This is a genomic window from Brevundimonas sp., assembly GCF_035935935.1.
GTDB lineage: Bacteria > Pseudomonadota > Alphaproteobacteria > Caulobacterales > Caulobacteraceae > Brevundimonas.
In genome coordinates this window covers 36,881-55,514 of record NZ_DASYWO010000005.1, presented here as the reverse complement: position 1 = coordinate 55,514, position 18,634 = coordinate 36,881, and the positions used below count along the sequence as shown (strand labels likewise).

General features: G+C 62.9%; 15 protein-coding genes. 6 read left to right on the top strand and 9 right to left on the bottom strand.

Translation table 11 applies throughout. The annotated features are described in order from the left end of the window. The first annotated feature begins 12 nt into the window (after positions 1–12). From VGR32_RS05035 to VGR32_RS05020, 4 genes are read left to right on the top strand one after another with little or no spacing between them, the layout of a single operon-like run. On the top strand, positions 13–1,518 hold the full coding sequence (locus VGR32_RS05035) for a class I SAM-dependent DNA methyltransferase (RefSeq protein ID WP_327448702.1): 1,506 nt from the start codon (positions 13–15) through the stop codon (positions 1,516–1,518). After that, a complete protein-coding gene (locus tag VGR32_RS05030; RefSeq protein WP_327448700.1) occupies positions 1,515–3,017 on the top strand; it encodes a class I SAM-dependent DNA methyltransferase in 1,503 nt (500 codons plus the stop codon). The genes VGR32_RS05035 and VGR32_RS05030 overlap by 4 nt, the downstream gene beginning before the upstream one ends. Further along, complete coding sequence (locus VGR32_RS05025; protein ID WP_327448698.1) at positions 3,004–4,200, top strand: restriction endonuclease subunit S; 1,197 nt, start codon at positions 3,004–3,006, stop codon at positions 4,198–4,200. The genes VGR32_RS05030 and VGR32_RS05025 overlap by 14 nt, the downstream gene beginning before the upstream one ends. Beyond that, on the top strand, positions 4,197–7,160 hold the full coding sequence (locus VGR32_RS05020) for an HsdR family type I site-specific deoxyribonuclease (RefSeq protein WP_327448696.1): 2,964 nt from the start codon (positions 4,197–4,199) through the stop codon (positions 7,158–7,160). The genes VGR32_RS05025 and VGR32_RS05020 overlap by 4 nt, the downstream gene beginning before the upstream one ends. Positions 7,161–7,184: 24 nt before the next feature. Here the strand turns inward: VGR32_RS05020 and VGR32_RS05015 are convergent, their stop codons facing one another. The 4 genes from VGR32_RS05015 to VGR32_RS05000 form a co-directional block, all read right to left on the bottom strand. Then, on the bottom strand, positions 7,185–8,534 hold the full coding sequence (locus VGR32_RS05015; RefSeq protein WP_327448694.1) for an HsdM family class I SAM-dependent methyltransferase: 1,350 nt from the start codon (positions 8,532–8,534) through the stop codon (positions 7,185–7,187). After that, complete coding sequence (locus tag VGR32_RS05010) at positions 8,531–9,118, bottom strand: hypothetical protein (protein ID WP_327448692.1); 588 nt, start codon at positions 9,116–9,118, stop codon at positions 8,531–8,533. Before VGR32_RS05010 ends, VGR32_RS05015 begins: the two co-directional genes overlap by 4 nt. Positions 9,119–9,294: 176 nt before the next feature. Then, positions 9,295–10,059, bottom strand: a complete 765-nt coding sequence (locus VGR32_RS05005) for a hypothetical protein (RefSeq protein WP_327448690.1) — start codon at positions 10,057–10,059, stop codon at positions 9,295–9,297. Continuing rightward, entirely contained in the window at positions 10,049–11,572 is a 1,524-nt protein-coding gene (locus VGR32_RS05000) for an ADP-ribosylglycohydrolase family protein (RefSeq protein WP_327448688.1), read from the bottom strand. Before VGR32_RS05000 ends, VGR32_RS05005 begins: the two co-directional genes overlap by 11 nt. A gap of 94 nt (positions 11,573–11,666) precedes the next feature. On the opposite strand from VGR32_RS05000, the gene VGR32_RS04995 reads away from it, so the two are divergent. Further along, positions 11,667–12,371, top strand: a complete 705-nt coding sequence (locus VGR32_RS04995) for an NUDIX domain-containing protein (protein WP_327448686.1) — start codon at positions 11,667–11,669, stop codon at positions 12,369–12,371. Beyond that, a complete protein-coding gene (locus VGR32_RS04990; protein WP_327448684.1) occupies positions 12,368–12,919 on the top strand; it encodes a hypothetical protein in 552 nt (183 codons plus the stop codon). The genes VGR32_RS04995 and VGR32_RS04990 overlap by 4 nt, the downstream gene beginning before the upstream one ends. On the opposite strand, the gene VGR32_RS04985 is transcribed toward VGR32_RS04990, so the two are convergent. The 5 genes from VGR32_RS04985 to VGR32_RS04965 all read right to left on the bottom strand — a co-directional run bounded on the left by VGR32_RS04985 (position 12,900) and on the right by VGR32_RS04965 (position 18,440). Then, positions 12,900–14,216, bottom strand: a complete 1,317-nt coding sequence (locus VGR32_RS04985) for an McrC family protein (protein ID WP_327448682.1) — start codon at positions 14,214–14,216, stop codon at positions 12,900–12,902. The genes VGR32_RS04990 and VGR32_RS04985 overlap by 20 nt on opposite strands. Then, positions 14,213–16,153, bottom strand: a complete 1,941-nt coding sequence (locus VGR32_RS04980; RefSeq protein ID WP_327448680.1) for an AAA family ATPase — start codon at positions 16,151–16,153, stop codon at positions 14,213–14,215. The genes VGR32_RS04985 and VGR32_RS04980 overlap by 4 nt, the downstream gene beginning before the upstream one ends. A 1-nt stretch (position 16,154) precedes the next feature. Next, positions 16,155–16,487: a hypothetical protein gene (locus tag VGR32_RS04975; RefSeq protein WP_327448678.1), complete on the bottom strand. Its 333-nt coding sequence runs from the start codon at positions 16,485–16,487 to the stop codon at positions 16,155–16,157. Continuing rightward, a complete protein-coding gene (locus tag VGR32_RS04970; RefSeq protein WP_327448676.1) occupies positions 16,484–17,188 on the bottom strand; it encodes a hypothetical protein in 705 nt (234 codons plus the stop codon). The genes VGR32_RS04975 and VGR32_RS04970 overlap by 4 nt, the downstream gene beginning before the upstream one ends. Before the next feature lie 214 nt (positions 17,189–17,402). After that, the gene (locus VGR32_RS04965; protein WP_327448674.1) at positions 17,403–18,440 is read right to left on the bottom strand and encodes an endonuclease domain-containing protein; all 1,038 of its coding nucleotides are present in this window, start codon (positions 18,438–18,440) and stop codon (positions 17,403–17,405) included. Between the last annotated feature and the right edge of the window lie 194 nt (positions 18,441–18,634).

Genomic DNA, 18,634 nt, shown 5'->3' with positions numbered 1-18,634 from the left:
CAGCAGGAACAGATGGCCGATCCTAGCTCGCCAGCCCTGCGTTCCTCACTTTGGGACGCTGCAAATACGCTACGTGGTTCGGCGATCGATCGGACGGACTGGAAGGGATACATCCTTCCCCTCATTTTCCTGAAGCGGATCTCGGACTGCTGGGACGAAGAGACGGCTGAAGCCGTAAAGATCTATGGAGACGTCGATCCGTCTCTATATCCTGAAGAGCATCGCTTTCACGTGCCGGAGGGTTGCCATTGGCGCGATGTTCGCTCTGTGGCGACCAACGTGGGCGCGGCACTGCAGCGCGCGATGCAGGAGATTGAACGCGCGAACCCAGACACCCTTTATCGCGTCTTCGGCACGGCGGATTGGGGCAACAAGGAAAAGTTCACCGATGAGCTCCTGATCGATCTCATCGACAGCTTTTCGTCCATCCCGCTCGGCAACAGTGCCGTCAGCACGGACGTGCTCGGCGACGCGTATGAGTATCTGGTCGGGAAGTTCGCCGACGTCACGCGCCGCAACAAGGCTGGGGAGTTTTACACCCCACGCAGCGTCGTGAACATGATGGTCGAGATCCTCGACCCAAAGGAAGGGGAGAGCATTTACGACCCGACCTGCGGCACAGGGGGCATGCTTCTCGGAGCGATCGAACATGTCCGTCGAAAAGGAGGCGATCCCCGGACCTTCTACGGCAAGATTTATGGTCAAGAGCGCAACCTGACCACTTCGGCGATCGCAAGGATGAACCTCGTGCTGCACGGCATTGAGGACTTCCAGATCGCTCGCGAAGACACGCTGAGGAGCCCTGCCTTCACCGACTCCAGCACTGGCGGACTGGCCACTTTCGACTGCGTCATCGCTAATCCGCCATTCTCCCTGAAGGAGTGGGGCCGAGACGTCTGGGAGGCCGATCCCTGGGGGCGCGCCAAGTATGGGATCCCGCCTGAGGGCTATGGGGACTACGCTTTTGTCCAGCACATGTTGGCGTCGACCGCCACGACCGGCGACGGCCGCATGGCGGTCGTGCTTCCCCAGGGGGCGCTCTTCCGCAAATCAGCAGAGGGGGCGATCCGCCAAGCCCTTCTCGAGCACGACCTGATCGAGGCGGTCATCGGCCTGGCGCCGAACCTTTTCTACGGAACGCAGCTGGCCGGGTGCGTCGTCATCCTGCGTCGTAGAAAGCCAGAGGCTCGCAAGAACAAAGTTTTGGTCGTCGACGCCTCCAACCTATTCCGCAAAGGCCGGGCGCAAAACTTCCTCGACCAAGAACACAGCGACCAGATCGTAGCCTGGTACCGCGCCTTCGAGGATGTCGAGGATCGCGCCAAGGTGGCGACGCCGGACGAGATCAAGAAGGAAGGTTGGACCCTGAACATCTCGCGCTACGTGCTGCCGCCCATCGGCCAGGACATCCCGCCGCTGCCCGAGGCCGTAGAGGCGTTCAAGACTGCGCTGGCCGATGCCCGGGCGGCCGAGGACCATCTGCGCAAAGTGCTGGTCGAAGGAGGTTGGCTGCAATGAGCGGTCTGACCCAACGCGAGCTCGAGAGCTATCTCTGGGGGGCCGCAACCCTGCTGCGCGGGCTTATCGATGCCAGCGACTACAAGCAGTACATCTTCCCTCTGATGTTCTTCAAACGCCTCTCGGACGTTTGGGACGAGGACTACCGCCAGGCTCTCAATGACAGCGGAGACGAACGCTATGCTGTCGACAGCGCCAATGATCGCTTCGTCGTTCCACAAGGCGCTCATTGGGCGGACGTCCGCGCTTCTGCGCGTGATGTCGGGCGCGTCCTTCTTTCAGCATTCCTGGCGATCGAGGCTGCGAACCCCGAACGTCTCCGGGGCGTGTTCGGCAATGCCAACTGGACCGACAAGGCCCAGATACCTGATGCCACGCTCAAGAACCTGATCGAGCACTTCTCCAAGCACGATCTGACCCTCGCCGCCGTGCCCGAGGACGAGCTCGGAAACGGCTACGAATACCTGATCAAAAAGTTCGCCGACGACAGCGGCCACACCGCTCAGGAGTTCTACACCAACCGGACGTTGGTCCATTTAATGGCCCAGATGCTGGAGCCCCAGCCGGGCGAAAGCATCTATGACCCAACCTGCGGCACCGGCGGCATGCTGATCTCGTGCCTGGCCGAGGTGAAGCGGCGTGGCGGCGACATTCGTACCACCGGCCTTTACGGGCAGGAGCTGATCACCATCACCGCCGCCATCGCACGGATGAACCTGATCATCCATGGCGTGGACGATTTCCACATCGCCAGCGGCAACACGCTGGCCACACCCGCCTTCGTGCAGGGCGATCGACTTCGCAACTTCGACGTCGTCCTCGCGAACCCGCCCTATTCCATCAAGAAATGGAACCGTGGCGCGTGGGAGCAGGATGCCTGGGGTCGCAACTTCCTTGGCACCCCGCCGCAGGGGCGGGCGGATTACGCCTTCTTCCAGCATATCCTGTCGTCGATGCACCCGAAGACCGGGCGCTGCGCGATCCTGTTTCCCCATGGCGTGCTGTTCCGAAATGAAGAGGCTGAGATGCGACGCAGGCTGGTCGAGTCCGACCGGGTTGAGTGCGTGCTGGGGCTGGGGCCGGGGCTGTTCTACAACTCGCCGATGGAGGCCTGCGTGGTGATCTGCCGATCGCAGAAGCCCGAGGCGCGCAAGGGGCGCATCCTGTTCATCGACGCGGTGGCCGAGATTGCACGCGAACGGGTGCAAAGCTTTCTGCGTCCCGAACATCAGGCGCGCATCCTGTCGGCCTATCACGCCTTTGCCGATGATCCCGGCTTTGCCGCGGTGGCGGATATAGCCGACGTGCTAGCGGCGGACGGCAACCTGTCGATTGCCCGCTATGTGAAGCGGCCCAAGGCGGCGGTGGCGGGCGGGAGTGCCACGCTGGCGGCGACCTGGGCGGCGTTTGATGAAGACGGGCGCGAGTTCTGGACGGGCATGGACGCGCTGGTCGACATGCTCGATGGCCTGATGCCTGCGGAGGATGCCGATGCTTGAGCGGCCGAGTTCAAAGGCAGGGTGGACGCGGGTAGCGTTTGGCGAGGTGGTGCGCCTGTCAAAAGCGCGTGTGGCCGATCCGCTGGCTGCCGGGATCGAACGTGTCGTGGGGCTGGAGCATATCGAACCCGGCGACCTGCGCATCCGGCGCTGGGGTGACGTGGCCGATGGCACGACCTTCACCACGCTGGTTAAGCCGGGGCAGGTTCTGTTCGGCAAGCGCCGCGCCTATCAGCGCAAGGTGGCGGTGGCGGATTTCGAAGGGGTCTGTTCTGGCGACATCTATGTACTGGAACCGGCAAACGACCGGCTGATGCCGGAACTGCTGCCGTTCCTGTGCCAGACCGATGCCTTCTTCGATCACGCCGTCGGCACCTCGGCCGGGTCGCTGTCGCCGCGCACCACCTGGACCAGCCTTGCCAGCTTCGAGTTCTTGCTGCCGCCGATCCAGGAGCAGGCGCGGTTGGTAGAGGCGCTAAGTGCGTCGGCAACCAACTTGGACTGCCTTTTTCTGCTGCACGAACAGGCAGCTGTTCTTCTCGACGCGCTCATCCTTGAAACCATTGAAATTCGTAGTTTCTCGATGACTCAGGGATACAAGGGGCGTTTTCAGGTGGAGAAAGGGGAGCGAATTTACCACGCGCGCAGCGGGAATGGGGAACCCACCCCTGATGCAGCTGGTGACACGCTCTTTTTCAAAGTCGCTGACTTTAACCGCAATAGCGACCATCGAAAGCTTGCGAACGCTGAGGTCAAGTTCTCGGCCAAGTCAAATCCTGGTATTCGGGTGTTTCAGCCCGGAACCGTCGTTTTCCCTAAACGCGGTGCATCAATTTTCCTGAACAAGATCGGGATACTTGTGCACCCAGCGGCCTTGGATCCGAATTTGATGGCGCTTGAGCCTCGAGCCGAGAAAGTGTCGGCTGAATATCTGATGTGGTTCTACAAAGGCATTGGGCTCTGGCGCTTCGCTGACACAACGTCTGTCCCGCAGCTAAATCACAAGCACCTAAACCCTGTTCCTGTTCCTGTTCCATCCATTGAACAACAAGGAGAAATCTGCGCGCGGATTTCACTTTTGGCCGATGCCTTGGCAAATTCAGCGGATAGAATTCGAAAAGCGCAGGATGCCCATACCAAGATGCGTGAAGGTGTTTTTCCTGAAACTGAGGTGGGTGCATGACCTTCACCGAAGCCAACACCGTCGAAGCCCATCTGCGCGACCTTCTCGCGGGCACGGCCTCGGCCCGCCCGGTGCAGCTTTCCATCGGCCTTGCCCGCACGGGTGGCAAGATCGCGGGCCTCGGCTGGCACTACGTCGCCCCCGCCGACCTTCCCCGCCAGCCGCAAGAGGTGCTGATCGAACCCCATCTGCGTGACGCCCTGATCCGGCTGAACCCCGACATCGCCGCCAACCCCGGCCGGGCCGATGACGTTCTCTATCGCCTTCGAGCTCTCGTGATGAGCGCACGGTCCGACGGGCTGGTGAAGGCGAATGAGGAGTTCACCGCTTGGCTGCAGGGCGACCGCTCCATGCCCTTTGGCGCGGATGGGCAACACGTCACGATCCGCCTGATCGACTTTGAAAACCTCGAGAACAACAGCTTCGTCGTCACGCAGCAGTTCGTTTTCCGGGCCGGCAAGGCCGAGAAACGTGCTGACCTGATCCTTCTTGTGAACGGCATCCCACTCGTGCTGATCGAGGCCAAGACACCCGTTAGATCCAGCGAGAGTTGGGTCGATGCGGCGCTGCAGGTCCACGTCGACTACGAGCCTCACATTCCCGAGCTCTTCGTCCCGAACGTCTTTTCCGTCGGCACCGAAGGCAAGGAGCTCCGCTACGGATCGATCCGTCTGCCCGTCGAGTTTTGGGGCCCCTGGCGAAATGAAGGCGGCAAGCAATCGCTGACCGAAGTCGAGAAGGTGGTCTGTTCGATGCTCAGCCCGGGCATGGTCCTGGACATGCTCGACAGCTTCACCGCTTTCGCCACATTGAAGGGCAAGCAGCGCGTAAAGCTTATCGCCCGCTATCAGCAGGTCGACGCGGTCAACAAGATCGTGGCCCGGGTCGTGGCAGGACACCCGAAAAAGGGGTTGATCTGGCACTTCCAAGGGTCGGGCAAGTCTCTTCTGATGCTGTTCGCAGCCAGGAAGCTCCGCCTGCACCCCGCGCTTCAGAACCCGACTGTGCTTATCGTCGTTGACCGGATTGACCTCGACAGTCAGATCTCCGGGACCTTTTACGCCGCGGACATCCCGAACCTCGTGCGTCCCGAGACGCGCAAAGAGCTGGAAGCGACGCTCGAAGGGGATGCTCGAAAAGTCGTCATCACCACGATCCATCGGTTCGCAGAAGCTGAGGGTGTGCTGAACGACCGATCCAATATCGTCGTATTGGTCGATGAAGCCCATAGGACCCAGGAAGGCGATCTTGGCCGCCGGATGCGCGACGCATTGCCCAATGCGTTTCTCTTCGGCCTGACTGGGACGCCGATCAACCGAGCCGACAAGAACACCTTCTATGCGTTCGGGGCGGACGAGGACGAGAACGGCTATCTGAGCCGGTACGATCTGGATGACTCCATTCGAGATGGAGCTACGAAGGAGCTGCATTTCGAACCCCGCCTGATCGAGCTTCACATCGACCAGAAGGCGATTGAAGAGGCTTACCAGGCGACCACAGCACATCTGACGGAAGAGGATCGGAACAAGCTGGGGCAGGCTGCCGCCAGCATGGCCAACTTCGTGAAGGCTCCGGCTCGCGTGGATGCCATCTGCGCGGACATCGCCGCGCACTTCCAAGCCAAGGTCGCGCCCAACGGCTTTGGGGCTCAGGTCGTCGTCTACGATCGCCCAAGCTGCGTGCTCTACAAGCAAGCGCTTGATAAGCTGCTTCCTCCGGAGGTCTCCGACATCGTGATGTCGGTGAACGCCAACGAGCCGGAATATGCCGCCTACCGGCGCGATAGGGACGCCGAAGAGAAGCTGCTCGATCGCTTCAGGGATCCTAAGGACCCGCTCAAGATCCTCATCGTCACAGCAAAGCTGCTCACCGGTTTCGACGCGCCGATCTTGCAGACGATGTATCTGGACAAGCCGTTACGGGATCACACTCTTCTGCAAGCGATCTGTCGGACGAACCGTCCGTATGGTCAGCAAAAGTCCCATGGGCTCATCGTGGACTATCTCGGGGTCTTCGACGACGTCGCTCAGGCGCTCCGGTTCGATGAGCAGGGCGTCAAGAAGGCCGTGTCCAACATTTCGCTGCTGAAGGCCGCGCTGGCCGGCGCCGTGCAGGCCTGCCTCGCCTACTTCGCGGGAGTCGATCGCACCGTCGGCGGCTATCAAGGACTGATCGCAGCCCAGGACTGCGTGTCGAACAACGAAGTGCGGGACCGCTTCGCAGGTGACTTCACGACGCTCGCCCGGATTTGGGAGGCGCTCTCGCCGGATCCCATGCTCTCGGAATTCGAAACCGACTACCGTTGGCTCGGACAGGTCTACGAGTCGCTGAAGCCTTCGACTGGCACGGGCAAACTTCTCTGGCATGCACTTGGGGCCAAGACGCTCGAGATCATCCACGCGAACGTGCACGTGGATGCGATCCGAGACGACCTGGATCTGATCGTCCTCGATTCCGATCTCTTGCAAGCGGTTCTGGGAGATCCCGACCCTGACAAGAAGTCCAAGGAAATCGCCATCAAGCTTGACGGCCGTTTACGGAAACATGCCGGCAATCCGACGTTCAAGGCTCTTAGCGAGCGCCTTGAAGACCTACGCGAAAGGCATCAGCAGGGCCTTCTTCTGTCGATCGAGTTTCTGAAGGCTTTGCTGGCGCTCGCGAAGGACGTCGTCAGGGCTGAGCGCCAGTCGACTGAGGAGCCGGAAATCGACGCCGGCAAGGCCGCTCTCACCGCACTGCTCGAGGAGGCCAGAAACGGTAAGACGCCCATCATGGTGTCGCGGGTCGTCGACGACATCGATGAGATCGTCCGGGCCGTCAGGTTTGAGGGATGGCAGACCACCCATGCGGGCGAGCGGGAGGTCAAGAAAGCCCTCCGACAAACGCTTCTGCGCTACCAGCTGCACCAGGACGCCGACCTTTTCGATAAGGCCTACGCCTATGTGCGCGAGTACTACTAGCCGACTGCAGTTGCGGTCTGGGCCTCACAGTCTCAGCTTAAAATAGGTCATCAGTCGCTCAAGCTCGACCTTTGCCCTTTCTGCCTCTGCCTCGGCCTGAAGAGCGGTCTGATAAAGCTCAGACGTTGATTGAGCGTCGGCCTCCGGCGTGTCGATCCACATCCGCGGCTGGAGCTCGGCCTCTCGTTCGAGAATCAGTCCGATCGGAACGCGCGCAGCGCGCTGATCGTCGTATGGCGTATTGTAAAGGTCGACCAGCTCCCCGACGTGCTGCGGAGTCAGGCGCTCCGAAGCTCGCTTTCCGCCTGACAGCAGGTAGCTTGCGTCGACGAACCTTACGCGGTCAGAGCTCATGGTGCCCCGAAGCACGAGCAACGCTGTGGGAAGATCTGTGCCTGGCAGAATCCCACCAGGTAAGGCGATGACCCCCTCGATGCGTCCTTCATGAACGAGGCGCGCTCGATACTTCGCCTCGCGACCTCGCTTGGCGAGGAACCCCATTGGCAACAGGAGCGCCGCTCTTCCGTCCGGCCTCAGCCTGTCCAAGCATAGGTCGAGGAACCAAGCCTCACTCCTCCTGGACGACACATCGCTGTAGCGGCGCTTAAGCGCCTCGTCGTAGCTCGACGCGATGATCAGTCCATGCGGGGGATCACACACGATGCGATCGAACCGACCGTCCGGCGTCGGCGCCTGCGCCGGCTCCCACAGGGCGTTACCGACTCGGATGTCGGCGCGCTGCCCGAGCAAATACAAGCGTAACCTGCAAACAGCGACTGAGAGCCCGTCGACCTCCTGGCCGAAAAGCGCAACCGTCGGCTCAAGGGCCGCAACTTCCTTCAATGCCTCGCCCGGTCCGCATGCTGGGTCCAAGACGGCGCATCCCGGCTGGGGTTGCACGAGTCTGGCAAGAAGCTGCGCCACGGCAGTCGGGGTACCAGCTTCCCCGACGCTTTTGCCGACCGCTGACTCGGACAAGAAGGCGTCGACCCATGGGCCGAAGTTGTTCCAATCCTCTCCCACCTGCTCGACGACGCTTGATGCAAGAAGGATGAAGTCGGTCAGACTGGCGCCCGATCGGAGGGCGTCCGGCGTGAGCGTTTCGGTGAAAACGCCGTCGAGGGCAGAGTTGTGGCGCTCCACCCGGCTGCTTAGGTCGTACAGGCGGTGGGAAAGTTGGCCTTGGCCGTGTTTGTGAGCGGCGATGTTCCGGATGTATCTCCACTCATCAGGCCCGTCGTCGATCGGAAGGCTGAGGAAGGCGAGCGACGCCAGCGTCGCGATTTGCCTGCCTGCGCTCGCTTTTTCGAAACCACGAAGCGAAGCGATGAGGTCGGCCGGCCGAAGGCCGCTAGATTTAGGTGCGGGGATCACGTCGTTCCGTTCCAGGTTCCGAGACTCTTCGCGACCAGCTCGACTGCGAGTTCATGGCGGGCCTCGGCAGCCTTGATGGCCGCAAGCCTGTAGCGTCCAGCCTGATTGACCATCTCGGCGAGTACATGGAGCTGTTGCAGGTCTGGAATCCGCACAGGCAAGGCCCTTAATGTCTCGAGGCTGAAACCTGGAATCTTCGATCCCGCGAAATCCTGAAGCAGGGTGGCGACTACGCGCGGATGCTGGAGGTAGGCGGCGAAGGCCCCAGCTGTGCTCGGCTCCTCGAGCCGGATGACCACAGTGTTGACGCCAGGTACGGCACCAGCGTGCTTCGAGTCGACGACGGCCGTGCGAACCGTGCCCCTGGACGTCATCACGATGTCGTTCTTCTCGAGGAGCAGGTGCTTTGCGTCGCTTTTGCTAACCCCTGACGCGGTTTCGAGTTGATCGGGGGTGGAAAGCCCCCGCGTGACGTCCCGCATGCCGACGACCGGGAGCACGTCCGGCCCGGGCTTGAGGCGAGACGACATACGCCCGGCGAAAATGCGTTCCGCGGCGTCTTCCAGCGTGCGAATCGGAGTCATTTTGAAGGTGTAGGGTTCTTACGCTTGCACTTCAAGCCCCGGGCGTCTATATCGTGGGCCGGTTCGCGTAACCGCCCTACAACTTCTCCAAGGTCCCCGTATGTCTCCTCTCGAGCTCGCCGCCGTCCTGACCGCCATCGGCACCGTCACCACCGCGCTCGCCGGCCTGATCTGGGCTATCCGTCGCCGGCCCTGACGGCAGCCTCGGTAGTGCCTGAGGCCATTTCAGGCGCGACGGCGAACAGGGTCGCCTCGATGGTCAGGAAGTCCTGTCCATCGGCGAAGCGAACCGACTCCAGCCACGACAGGTAGTCTCGGTAGCCTAAGCGCCCCTCCCCCTTCATGCGCGCGCGAGCCCTCGCGACCGCGTTCGGCCGATACGCGCCGTCCTTCCCGCGTACGACCCGGGACGGCGGCATGAAGAATCTCTCGGTTTCGCCGAGTTGCTCCAGCGCGAGGTTCAGCGCGACGGCGACCCGGCTGTCGTAGATCGCGTGCCGGTCAGGGGCCGCGAAGGCGAACACCTTGCTCCATGACGAAATGCGCTTGACCCCGACCCGATCTGCGTAGGCGAGGAGCACGGCATCGTCATAACCCGCGTGCCAGCCGAAGCTCGGCGCTGCCCAAGTCTCCACTTCCGACCGGTTCCGACGGACGCCACCCCAGTCCGCGACGATCCAGCCGTAGAGCCGGCCCGCCGTGACGGCATCCGTCGCCGGGTCGTTCAGGACGTCCCGCATTAGGGTGCGGAGGCTGCGATTGACATCGGCGGGCGTCGACGCCTGCCAGCAGGCGACGGGCCGGCCGAGGATGTCCTCGAGCTTGGCGCGGGCCTTGGGGCCGACCGACCAGGCGTAGGGCGCGTCGTAGCCCTGGATTACCTGCCAGATTTCAAGGGCTCGCGCTTGGAGCATCGTTCGTGAGCCGGCGTCAGTTTGCATCTCGTTCTCCCTTCAGCAGCGGCACGGCCGCCTCACAAATCGCGTCCAGCACGTCCAACCGCTCGACCCACTCCCAGGGAATGTCCGCGGTTCCCTTCCAGGCTCCGTAGAGCTGACCGGCGATGGACGCGGTGGAGTCGCTGTCACCGTCGTGGTTAGCCGCGATCTTCATCGCGTCGGCGAAGTCGTCAGCGACAAAGGCCGCATATACGCCGATCGCCAGAGCCTCCTCGCCGACCCACCCTTCGCCCAGAGCGCCGTCGGCCACACCGGCTCTGTTCGAGGTGGACTCGGCGGTTTCGAGGGCCGCCGCCAGCGCCTTGAACGTCTCTTCAGCTCCCGCCTTGTCGCTCAACAAGGTCAGCGCCTTGCGAGCGGCGTGAAGAAGGTCATCGCCGGTGACGAGCGTGGCGACCATCGCCGCCATCGCGCCACCGGAGAAGTATCCGCTGGGATGTCCATGGGTGAGCGCAGAGGCTCGCGCCCCGAGGTCGAAGGCGACCTCTTCGCCCCAGCCCATCAGGCCGATCGGGGCGGTGCGCATGACTCCGCCGCAGCCCTTGGAGTTGTTGAGCGGCCGCTCCGGACTGCCGTTCCCTCCGGCCGCGAGAGCGGACATGCAGGTCATCCCCGGCGCGCGTCGCGCCCATAGACAATCATGCCTCAGCAGACCGGTCGCCGACGGGGGACGCCGCCCTGACTGGGTCTCATGCCAACGGAGGTAAGCCGCGCGGCATTCTTCGAGAAAGTCGTCCGGCTCAGATGCTCGGGCCAGCGCTTCAGCCGTGAAGAGCGTCATCTGGGTGTCGTCGCTGACGACGAACTTGCCGTCGGTCAGCTCCGGCTCCGTGAGGCCCTCAGGGCCGTGTTTTTCTCTGATCCGCGCCAGGCGATCGAACTCGACGGCGTAGCCGAAAGCGTCTCCGACTGCGCCTCCGAGCAAGCATCCCCAGATCCGGTCGGCTCGGTCATGACTGCCGACCGGACGGACGCTCCGGACGTGATCTTCCTGGGCGCGGGTCTCGATCGCTCCGGGCCGAACGGCACGGACCTGGGAGATCGCCTTCTCGGGGTCTTCGCCGAGCTCGACGAGCAGGCGAGCCGCGATCATCCCGGCTCGACCACGCCCCCCGCGACAATGAACCAGCACCTTGCGGCCGGCGAGCAGCTCCTGACGCAGCAAATGACCGAGCAGGGCCCAACGGGCTTCGAAACCCGCGTTGGGAACGCCGACGTCTTTGATGGGGGCATGCAGCCAGCGGATACCCGCCTGGCGGACCGCTTGGCCTAGGTCGGAGACGCCAAGGCCATCCAGCTCATGGGGTTTCATGAGGGTGAGGATCGCCGACGGCGACCACCGGCTGAGCTCGGCGAGGTCCATGGCGAGATCCCTCGCCCATGGCGAACCGAACACGCTCGGCCCTGACTTCCCCGGACAGAAGGTGACGCCGACGACGCCCGCACCGCAGCGAACTTCGGCGATCTGAATGGGATCGGTCTGGCTGGTTCGCATGGTCGCTCCGGTTCGCATTTGTGGTACTTGCCACACAAATCTAATCGTGTCAATGTCGCAACAAATGCCGACGTACACCTATCCTCGCCCCTCAGTGGCCACCGACGTCGTGACGCTCCGCGTCCACGAGGGACGCATCGAAGTGCTGCTGATCGAGAGGGCCGAGACGCCCAAGGGCTGGGCCTTGCCGGGCGGATTCCTCAGGGTCGGGGGACCGCGCATCGAATTGGCGGCGGCAAAGGGCGCGACGCATCCCAAGGTCGACGCCTCCTTGGAGGCCTGTGCTCGGCGCGAGCTGAAGGAGGAGGCGGGCGTCGACCCTCGTAAGCTTCACCAGTTCGGCGCTTACGGAAACGCCGATCGGGATCCTCGCGGCCGCTACGTCTCAGTGGCCTATTGGACGTTCGTCCATAACGAGCGGTGTCGTCCGAAGGCTGGATCAGACGCTCGATCTTTCGAGTGGCGATCGATCGACAAAGCCAAAGGCCTGGCCTTCGACCACGATGATATCGTCAAGGATGCCCACCGGCACATCAGGCGTCGCCGTTATGAGATCGACCTGTTCCTGGACCTCATGCCCGCGGTCTTCACCTACCCGATGTTCAAGGACGCCTATGCGCTGTTCTGGGAGGGCGAACGAAAGGTCGACCGCTCCAATCTCCATCGCAAGGTCGCCTCAGAGTGGGCGGCGGCGGAGACCGACACGCCCCTGGCATCGCCAGGGCCTAAGGCGGCGGGCGCTCCGGCCAAACGCTATGATCTGGAGCAGGTCCGCAGGCTCATGGGAGCAAAGCCTTGACCGGGTCCAGCGCTCCAGAGATCCGTCGAAGCCAGCGGGTGATCCGCATGGTGTGCGAGCTGCACAGGCTCGGCTACCAGCGACTTCGAGTGATGCCGTACTTTTACCCGCTCGCCTATCGGGTCGCGATCGGGGCCGCGGAGCACTTCTCCGACCGAAATGGCGCTTACAGCGCCCGGCTCCACGAGGTCGCCTACGCCGGATACACGAGCGCCAGTGGGAACCGCTATTTCGGCTGGGAGGATGCGCGTGACGATACGGCGCGGCAGCTGGCAGAGAAGTTCATCCTCCGCTTTCCCGATGTCGCGTCTTCCGGCGAGGGGCGAGACTGGGCTTACGCGGGATGGCTGGCCGAGCTCATGGGCGTGCTGGAGCGTCAGGAAGCGCTCCCCTTCGTCATCGAGGAATATCACCCCACGCCGCCGGAGCAGCTCGACCACCTGCCGCTCTGGCGTCCTGACGGGGTGACCGGGCGGTTCGAACTGCCGCCGACGCCGGCGATCGCGCGCGACGCCAGAAGCCCACTGCTCACCCCGCCAGGGCGGTAGCTTCAGCGTGGCGCGAAGAGATCAGGCGGGCGCACTGATGCGGCACGGATCGGAGATCGGACACATCGACCGTCGCGATCTCAAGGGTCGTGCCTGTTGAGGGCATGGTGAAGGCGGCAAGCCTTCCGGCCTCCTCAGCCAGCCCGCGGTGGTGGGGGTAGAGCAAGGTCAGTCGCTTCGCGCCATAAACCTGACCGTAGGCGAGCATCTGATAGACGTCCGCTTGGTTGACGCCTCGCTTCGCGTCGACGTCGGCGGATTGAAGCCGCTTCCATTTGGTGTCGATGACATGAGGGCCGTCGGGACCGCCGACCACGATGTCGGGCTTGGTGGCGAACCGGGGCGAGCCGTTCTCGTCGAACAGGATGAACTTTCGAGGCCCCTGCAGCGCGACCGCCCGCCGATGGGCCCGGCCGACCGCGCGCATGTGCCGCCCCAAGTACGCCTCGAACAGCGTATTCATCTCGAACATGAGGGCGGTTCCGCCCATGTCGCCGGCGGTCGTGGTTTGCCAGCGTCGGTTCATGAGGGCCCGCGCCAGGTCGAACAGCTCGCGGTACCTCGCGTCGGTCCGATCCAGATGCACTTGGTCCCAAGGCAACCGATCGCGGGGAAGGCTTGAGACGCCCTCAAACGCCAGCTCCAGCTCCAGGAGCAGCCTACGGTTTCTGGTCGACCGCGACCACTTAGCCAACTCCACCACCGTGCCCTTGAGAACCTGGTTCAGGGCGATGTCGGAGCTCAGCTCCGAGAAACCGCAGGCCAGGCGATTGGGGGTGATGACGTTGGTGGTGAACTGACGTTGAACGTTGAGACGCCCTCGCAGGCTTGGCAGGTCGTCTTCGTGATCCAGGTAGCGCCGCGAAAGGCCCCGATGGACCGCCTTGAACAGGCGGTCGCAGAAAAGACGGATCAGGATCTCCAGAAGCGTTTTTTCTTGCCGGCTGAAGAGCGCCGCTTCTCCGTCTGCGATGGGGAGATCCCAGGCGTGGGCAACCATATGGATCAAGACGCCCCGGACGCCGTCCTCACCGAGCCGATCAATCTTCGGCAGGATCTCGAGCTCGACGCCGGGGACCGCCAGCACCCCGACGACTTGGCGCGCGCACAGTTCCTTGTGCGTTCGGACAAGGACGCTCGCGCCCTCACCGGACCCGATGCCAAGCTTGCGCTCGACGGCGGCTGCGCCGGCCATCAGAGCGTCGGCCTGGCTCGACGTGACGGATCCTTGCGAGTCGTCCTCTCGGATCGGAAGCCGGCCCCATTCGCCGACGGAGATCACGCCGGCGCCGCTCACGTTCGGTATGCGTCGCTCGAGAAGCTCGCCTGCACCTGGCAGCGCCATCGATCATCGTCGTCGAACCCCTCCTGCTCGACGCCCGGACGGCGAAGCTTGGTGCGGCGAATGAAGCGGCCTTCATCCTGGGACTCGCCCAAGGCGAGGCGAACCTTCTCCCAGTCCTCGTAGAAGTACTCCACGAGCAGCGGGATGACTTTGTCGCGCATGACGCGGTCGACGTCGGCGCGGGTCTGACAGCCCATGAAGAAGGCGTGACCGATCTGATGATCGCGGTCAAACAGGTACTCGATCCGATCGTTCAGGCTCTGAAGAAAGGCCGAAAGATCGATCCCGTCGATCCTGGGCAGCAGCTCAGGACGTGGCATCAGCTCGCGGAACTCGAAGCGCCGGCGCAGGGCCGTGTCCAACAAGGCGATGGACCGATCGGCGGTGTTCATCGTCCCGATGATGTGGAGGTTGGCCGGAACGCTGAACGGCTCCTTGGAATAGGGCAGCGTCACTTCCAGCGAGTTCGGCTGTCCCTGTCGCTTGTCCGGCTCGATGAGGGTGATGAGCTCGCCGAACACCTTGGAGACGTTGGCGCGGTTGATCTCGTCGATGATGATGACATGAGGCAGCAGGTCGGACGGGGCCTGCTCACCCTCTCGCTGGTTCAGCAGACCCGCCAGTCGCTCCAGCTTCAGGCGCTTAGGATCCAACTGATACACCGATCGCATCGTGAACTGGCCGTCGAAGATGGTCGTCACGTCCAACGATTGGTCGAAGACCCTGAGCCAGCGAACCTTGCGTCGGTGGTTGAACCCGTCGGGTGACGGCACGAACTGATAGTCGCCGGTGATTTCGCCGATGGCACGGAAGCGGGAGTTGCCGTCGGAAACGACGACGAGGTCGCCGATGCGCATGTTGCCGCGGAGCGCCCAGAGCTGGGAGATGTGACCCGAATTGCCGGTGGCCTTTGCGTCGAGCTCTCGGCCTCGTTTGTAGACCTCGTCATACGAGACGTACTTCGGATCGGACCAGTCCTCATCGCCGCCCCAGCCGGACAGGATCAGCCCCTCCTCCAAGCACCGCTGATAGATTTCGATCTGATCGGCTCGGCCAAGCGACATCTTGAAAACGCGCTTGCCCTTGAGGCGGGCGACATCGGCTGAAAGATCGGCGTCGCTGCTGGAGCTCGTCCTGGCTTTGTCCGCCAGACGTTTGAAGACGCCGGCTTCGGCTTCGAGCCTAAAACCTGGCCCATCGGCTTCCGCCTCGCCGTCCCCTCCCCCCGTTTTGGGTTGGAGCCCTTCGACGAACTGCTCGTAGCCGTACGACTGATGGAAGGTGACGAAGGTGATCCGCTCCTTCGCGACGAGCGCGCCGTAGGCCGACATGACGGCCTCCCGGTCTTCAGGAACGCTCTCGCCGCAGAGTTCGAGGGCCAGCGCTGCCGTCTCGAACGTCTTCCCGGTTCCCGGAGGGCCGTAGAGAATGATGTTGCGTGGGGTCATGGATCGAGCCGTTTTCGGGCGAATGGGAGCGACAGCGGGCTTGGTGCTGGCGGGGGTTGGCCGGGGAACGCTCGGCGACGGGCCAGATCCCGCCGAGAGCTCAGTCAGGACCCGGGTAAGCTGGGTCAACTGATCCGTCCGCACCTGCATGGCGAGGGTGGGGCCGGCCTTGATCTCAGGAGACTGGTTGGAGTTTTTCGGGCCTCGGCCGGGCGAAATGCTCCCGTCGTCCAGATTGAGCAGTCCTTCCGTTCGAACGGCCCCGCCGCTCACGAGGACATTGGCGGAGTGCTTGCCCTGGCGGTGAATGTTCACCACCAGGCCTGACGGCATCCGCCACTCCGCCATCTTTTCGTTGAACCGACTGGGCGCTCCGAAGAGTCTGCGCGCCGCCTCTACGGCCGCCCATGCGGCCTTCTCGTCTCTGTGCGTGTCGCTCATGTCAGGCGGCGATCACGCCGGAGGACCAGGCCATGCCGTGAGACTTGCCGCGCTCGTCCCAGTGGACGCCTTTGCCTTCGAGATCGGACTGCACGGTGAGGGCGTAGCGATCGGCTTCGCCCGGCCCCGCCGGTAGGCGTTCCGCACTGACCACCGATCCTCCGAAATAGGAAGGTTCGCTCTTGGCCTGATGAAGGTAAACGCGGCCGCCTTGCAAAGCCGCGACCTCCTCGGCCGTCAGGGCCCAGGCCTCGCTCCGGTAAAGAGACGTTTTCGCGTCGAGGCAGGTGACCCCTAGCGCATCTCGGCAGAGCAGGTGGAGGCGTGCGCTCATTGCGCGACCTCCACCAGGTTGTTCGCCTCACGGCGCTTCAGCTCGTTCTGAGCCCGTTGTCGGTGGCGATCGGCCATGTCGTTCTCGGTCATCATCCAGTGGAGGTAGCCGGAGGGGACTTCGCTCCACGGCTGACCTTTGTGTTTGCCGAAACTGACAACCGACGGCTGAGTCGTCCAATCGATCAGCGTATCGGCGGTCTCCGTGAGCAGAAGCTGCTGGAGAATGTGGGCGGTCACGTAGGCGTCAGGGCCGGCGCGGTGTGCCGGTAAGGCCAGTGCGGGATCGAGCTGGAGATCCAACCAATAACGCAGGACCTGGTTTGAATGTCCCACGGCTTGGGGCCACGCCCGACGTGCCGACTTGGCCGTGCAGATCCATTGGGCCGAGCGCAGCGAAGGCAGGAAGCTGCGCTCGAACTCCGCATGGTGAGCGACGAAGGCGTCGATTGCCGCACCCTGCGAGAGAAACCGCTCCACGGCTTCGACCGATGACGCTTCGGCCGAATGAAGATCGGCGTCGCGAATGTGATGCACGGCCCGGGCATGAACCGAAACGCCGCCGCACGGCCTGAAGAGTCTGGCGGTCGGCAGACCGACCCGCCATTCGACGCCGACCCGTTCCAAGTCGACGAAAGCGGCCTCGATCACCTCGCTGCCCTGAGCGCCCGTCGTCTCAAAATCCACCACACGCAACCGCATTCGTCGCCTGTACCTTGATCCGTCCGACACTCTGGCGAGCGAATGCGACAAACCCGGTCGCAAGAGACCGACGGGCTTGGGTCTGCGCTGTAAAGCTGCGGCTGCTGGCCCGACAACGTGAGGGACCATTGGCTGCCAGGATCTACCGCTCGCCCCAGCCCCTCGCCTTCACTCCAGCGTTGGGCCGGGCTCCTACTTCGGCTGCCCAGGTGCGTTAGTTCAGGCGGGCCCAGAGCTCTTCACGTCCTAGGTCAGCAAGTGCCTGTCGCATGTGCGGCCGGATCGATGCATCGGCCGCGAGTTTCCTTCGAACAGACTGAAAGTTCGCTGACCTGCGCGCTGTCAGGAGCCTGAGGCCGTCTGCGATCTGATCGTCAATCCATCCGTCTCCCGTCCTCGATGGTGTTTCGAATGGGTGCAGTTCGGTAGGCTCCCAAACTGCGGATTCGCTGAAACTTGCTGAATCGTCGTCCCTCACCGCCGCCCTGAGATCCGCGACGCTCTGCTCATACTGCGCTAAGTCCTCCTCCGGCAGATCGGCCAGCCAGGAGGAGTGCTGCGACCGCTGACGCGCAAGCTCCATCGCAGCGTCAAGCGCACTGCGTTCTGATGAAACGACAAGCTCGGCGGTGGCGAGAGCCTTGCGGACCGCGTGCTTCTTGTCGGCCAGCTCGACTGCCTGCCCGAAGGCGGCGGCAGTCTGTGCAAGTCGGGTGAAACCGTCCGATTTTTTGGGCAGTGGCGCTACTTCTCTCCGACCCACCGCCAGCGCCGATTGAACGGCTTTCACCGCCTCTTCCGGCGCATGAAAGACAAGCTTGGCAGGCAGGCGAAGAACTGTGTAGCCGAGCCCCTCGAAGTAGCCATCTCTCATCTGATCTCGAGACTTGGCTTCCGGCGACGAATGATATGCCGCCCCGTCAACTTCGACTACCAGCCATTTGTTGATCAGAAAGTCGACGCGGTAACGCCCTTCCTCGACCTGAAAGTCCAGCCGAATACCCGCCGCAACAAGCGACCCGCTATCGGGCGTCATGCCGTGTGCAGCAATCATTGCCCGCAGAAAGGCTGTCTCGGCCGGGGACTCGCAGTGTTCTTCCACGATGGTCTGCCAGTCGCTCTGCTGGGCGTTTATCCGAACGTCCTTTCGATACCTTGGTGCCGGCTGCGGTGAGCGTTTTGCCTGCTGTGGCAGGAAGTGCCAGAGGATGAAGATAGCGACGCCGATGATTGCGAGCAAAAGCAAAGACATACCGGGCTCAAGATGTGGAAATAACGAGCCCTCTGCGTTAGTCCTCGCATAACGAAGGCGCAACCATCGGTGAGCACGGCCCCGAAGGGCCCCCTTAAGGTCGGCCGGACCTCTATAGCGGCAGCTCAGCTTTGGATCGAAGACTGGGAAGGCCCAAAGGGCTCGTAGATATCCGTTTCCTCGTTCTGCCCCAT

What these genes read in the sequence shown, in the direction of transcription:
- VGR32_RS04980 (WP_327448680.1), bottom strand. Translation starts at nt 16,153, where the DNA reads ATGAGCGACACGCACAGAGACGAGAAGGCCGCATGGGCGGCCGTAGAG.
- VGR32_RS05035 (WP_327448702.1), top strand. Translation starts at nt 13, where the DNA reads ATGGCCGATCCTAGCTCGCCAGCCCTGCGTTCCTCACTTTGGGACGCT.
- VGR32_RS05020 (WP_327448696.1), top strand. Translation starts at nt 4,197, where the DNA reads ATGACCTTCACCGAAGCCAACACCGTCGAAGCCCATCTGCGCGACCTT.
- VGR32_RS05010 (WP_327448692.1), bottom strand. Translation starts at nt 9,118, where the DNA reads ATGACTCCGATTCGCACGCTGGAAGACGCCGCGGAACGCATTTTCGCC.
- VGR32_RS04975 (WP_327448678.1), bottom strand. Translation starts at nt 16,487, where the DNA reads ATGAGCGCACGCCTCCACCTGCTCTGCCGAGATGCGCTAGGGGTCACC.
- VGR32_RS05000 (WP_327448688.1), bottom strand. Translation starts at nt 11,572, where the DNA reads ATGCGAACCAGCCAGACCGATCCCATTCAGATCGCCGAAGTTCGCTGC.
- VGR32_RS05005 (WP_327448690.1), bottom strand. Translation starts at nt 10,059, where the DNA reads ATGCAAACTGACGCCGGCTCACGAACGATGCTCCAAGCGCGAGCCCTT.
- VGR32_RS05025 (WP_327448698.1), top strand. Translation starts at nt 3,004, where the DNA reads ATGCCGATGCTTGAGCGGCCGAGTTCAAAGGCAGGGTGGACGCGGGTA.
- VGR32_RS04970 (WP_327448676.1), bottom strand. Translation starts at nt 17,188, where the DNA reads ATGCGGTTGCGTGTGGTGGATTTTGAGACGACGGGCGCTCAGGGCAGC.
- VGR32_RS04965 (WP_327448674.1), bottom strand. Translation starts at nt 18,440, where the DNA reads ATGTCTTTGCTTTTGCTCGCAATCATCGGCGTCGCTATCTTCATCCTC.
- VGR32_RS05030 (WP_327448700.1), top strand. Translation starts at nt 1,515, where the DNA reads ATGAGCGGTCTGACCCAACGCGAGCTCGAGAGCTATCTCTGGGGGGCC.